At 35.9% G+C, this 2,166-nt stretch carries 2 protein-coding genes; both read left to right on the top strand.

Features of this window, described 5'->3' with window-relative positions; genetic code table 11:
* On the top strand, window positions 1-279 hold a 279-nt coding region (locus ACFQNF_RS08150; protein WP_380187509.1), incomplete at its 5' end, for a transposase.
* 790 nt (window positions 280-1,069) lie between these two features.
* On the top strand, window positions 1,070-1,831 hold the full coding sequence (locus tag ACFQNF_RS08145) for a PEP-CTERM sorting domain-containing protein (RefSeq protein WP_380187508.1): 762 nt from the start codon (window positions 1,070-1,072) through the stop codon (window positions 1,829-1,831).
* Window positions 1,832-2,166 lie beyond the last annotated feature (335 nt).

Genomic DNA, 2,166 nt, shown 5'->3' with positions numbered 1-2,166 from the left:
GATAATGGCCCTGAATATATTAGCCATCTGCTAAAGAATTGGGCAGAGCAACAATCGATTGAATTAGCTTACATTCAGCCAGGTAATCCACAACAGAATGTATATATCGAGCGTTATAATCGAACTGTGCGTTATGAATGGTTGGCCTGCGATGATTTTGAAAGCCTCGCTGAAGCACAAGAAACCGCAACGCAATGGCTTTGGACTTACAATAACGAACGTCCGCATATGGGATTGGGCGGCATCACCCCGAAACAAAAACTGGCATTACATGCCTAGCCTCTACTTTTAAGTGAGCTTAAAAACGGGGGGATTACCAAATGATGGGAGTATTGGTTAAGCTTTGCAGTTGCCATTTTCTCTAGGCACTTGGTTTAAATATTTGGTTGAAATGTCAGGGAAACTCTTTAGAGGATAGAAGCACCAATAAAGTCGGTGTCGCCTCGTTTGGCAGGTATTCGCTGAAAAAATAGAAGTTATTTTGTGCATAACTGGTTTGTATCTTTATTGTAGGCTTTATTGGCGAGGTTGCCTTAGTTGGCGGATTTATCGTCTTTGATTGGGTAGGGTAATTAATATTGTAGTATCGTATTTTATATATATAGCTAGAACTAGAGAGCTCCCAATAATTAAATGGTAAAGCGTCCTCTCCTCCATATTTCAAAAAAAATGTACAAGAATTACGAATGGCTTTATTAAATTACCAGACTAACTTTTAGGATTTATATAAATGTGGGGGTCGAGTAAATTTATTTGTTTAGATAAAAATAAGGTAACATTGCGCGGTTAATGTTGTTTTTTTTATTGCTAATGGCATATAATATTCTGTGTAAGTTTTCTGTATTTTTTTTATGAGATGTAAATGTTTTAACTAAAATATATTTTTATAGCATGATGCATTTTAAAAACTATTTATTGATTAATTTTTTTATTGAAGGATTATTCTTATTTGTGAGATATATGGAAGTGTAGATTGGCTGTGTGTTGGTTTTGAAAGTTTGTTGTTTTTAAATACGAATAAATTAATTTTAAATTGACTTTTTTATACTTTTTTTTGAAGAGATTTTTTATGCAGAAATACATTAAGAGAATTTTGGTTTTAGTCAGCACGGCAGCACTTATGACGCTTACTCCTGTGTTTGCGGCAGTGAAAGTTACAGCATTTTCCCCTTCTTTATATAAAAAAAATACAGCAGAAATGGATGCTATTTTTGGGTTGGCTGGATATACAATTGAAGATTTCGAAGATAAAGTTTTGGTGCCAAACTTATCATATTTACTTAATAGCCCTAGCTCAGCGACTTATACATCTCTTCCTAATGTGTTTTCGTCTTCATCATTTGAGAGGACAATAAATAATCATTGGGATGGTCGGTCAATATTGTTGGGAAATACCAATAATTCCTATCCTTACGAAGGGATAAGAGTAAATAGCGTCACTTTTAAGCTCACAACTCCTATATCCTCTTTTGGTGTTGGGCTTTCTAATTTCCAATCATTATCTACTCATCCTTCACAGTATCCAATCACTGACCATGAGGTTTATGTAAATGGTGTAAATTTAGGAAAGTTGGAAAATATTGCATTGCCAGCATTTGTGCCAGGAATAACAGGTAGAAATGTTTACCTTCGGTTTGACGCATCTGGAGTAGATCGAATTCAATCGATTACATTTAAAAATATAAATCCAAGAACCAATAACAATGATTTACTTGTTTTTGACCATGTTGCAATTAGTCCCGTGCCTGAGCCTGAGCAAGTTTCTTTATTAGCTATGGGGTTATTGACGCTTGGTCTGCGCGTAAGGAAAAAAACTAGCTCGTCTGTTTGATTTTTGTAAGGTGATTCGTATTTTTTTAGATGGTTTTGGCGTTGTGTATTTAATGCGTGCCTGTAGTTTCAAGCGTGCTGAATATGTTGTTTCTATTTATTGGCTGTTTGGGTGGAAATAGTTAATAGATAGAAAGCCTTGCGTGATGGTGTGAGGTTTTTCTATGGCGGGTATGTTTTTAGTATTGCTTAATAAGTAACCAGTCTAGAATATTGCACTATTACTCGAGGCCCTGGGGTAATCCCCCCGTTTTTAAGCTCACTTAAAAGTAGAGGCTAGGCATGTAATGCCAGTTTTTGTTTCGGGGTGATGCCGCCCAATCCCATATGCGGACG

It is taken from the genome of Iodobacter arcticus (assembly GCF_042664895.1).
Taxonomy (GTDB): Bacteria; Pseudomonadota; Gammaproteobacteria; order Burkholderiales; family Chitinibacteraceae; genus Iodobacter; species Iodobacter arcticus.
The sequence above is the reverse complement of the archived record's forward strand: the minus strand, read 5'-3'. Positions and strand labels throughout refer to the sequence as shown.

What these genes read in the sequence shown, in the direction of transcription:
- ACFQNF_RS08145 (WP_380187508.1), top strand. Translation starts at nt 1,070, where the DNA reads ATGCAGAAATACATTAAGAGAATTTTGGTTTTAGTCAGCACGGCAGCA.